Source organism: Candidatus Accumulibacter cognatus (assembly GCF_000584975.1).
Lineage (GTDB): Bacteria > Pseudomonadota > Gammaproteobacteria > Burkholderiales > Rhodocyclaceae > Accumulibacter > Accumulibacter cognatus.
On the sequence record NZ_JDST02000085.1, the window covers coordinates 1 to 1,188 of the forward strand.

The 1,188-nt window shown below is 61.0% G+C and carries 1 protein-coding gene; it reads right to left on the minus strand.

The window, feature by feature from the left end:
* Positions 1-1,187 (minus strand): elongation factor Tu (gene tuf, locus AW06_RS15655; RefSeq protein ID WP_034951830.1); only part of this gene is annotated, 1,187 nt, incomplete at its 3' end.
* Position 1,188: the final 1 nt, after the last annotated feature.

Sequence of the window (1,188 nt, forward strand, 5' to 3'; positions counted from 1 at the left end):
TCGATGATTTTCGCGACCACTCCGGCGCCGACGGTACGACCGCCTTCGCGGATCGCGAAGCGCAGACCTTCTTCCATGGCGATCGGTGCAATCAACTTGACCGTCATCTGCACATTGTCACCCGGCATGACCATCTCGACCCCCTCCGGCATGGCGATCGCACCCGTCACATCGGTTGTGCGGAAGTAAAACTGCGGGCGATAGTTGTTGAAGAACGGCGTATGGCGACCCCCTTCTTCCTTCGACAGGCAGTACACCTCTCCGGTGAAATGCGTGTGCGGCTTGATCGAACCGGGCTTCGCCAAAACCTGCCCGCGCTCGACGTCGTCGCGTTTGGTGCCTCGCAGCAGCACGCCCACGTTGTCGCCGGCCTGACCCTGGTCGAGCAATTTGCGGAACATTTCAACGCCAGTGCAGATCGTCTTGACGGTCGGCCGAATGCCGACAATCTCGACCTCTTCACCCACCTTGATGACCCCCCGCTCAACACGACCCGTCACCACCGTGCCCCGCCCGGAGATCGAGAACACATCTTCGATCGGCAGCAGAAATGGCTTGTCGATCGCTCGCTGCGGCGTCGGAATATAGGCATCCAGCGCATCCGCCAGCGCCATCACCGACTGCTCGCCCAGCGGCCCCGTATCGCCTTCCAGCGCCTTCAGGGCTGAACCCTGGACGATCGGCGTGTCGTCACCCGGAAAATCGTACTTGGACAGCAGCTCGCGCACTTCCATGTCGACCAATTCAAGCAACTCGGCGTCGTCAACCATGTCGCACTTGTTCAGGTAAACGACCACGTACGGCACCCCCACCTGCCGCGCCAGTAGAATGTGCTCGCGCGTCTGCGGCATCGGGCCATCCGCCGCCGAAACCACCAGAATCGCGCCGTCCATCTGTGCCGCACCCGTAATCATGTTCTTGATGTAGTCGGCGTGCCCCGGGCAATCCACATGCGCATAATGGCGCTTGGACGTCTCGTACTCGACATGCGCAGTGTTGATCGTGATCCCACGCGCCTTTTCCTCGGGCGCCGCGTCGATCTGGTCGTAGGCCTTGGCCACTCCGCCAAATTTCTTCGCCAGAATCGTCGTGATCGCCGCCGTCAGCGTCGTCTTCCCGTGATCGACGTGCCCAATCGTGCCGACGTTGACGTGCGGCTTCGTACGCTCAAATTTTCCCTTGGCCATT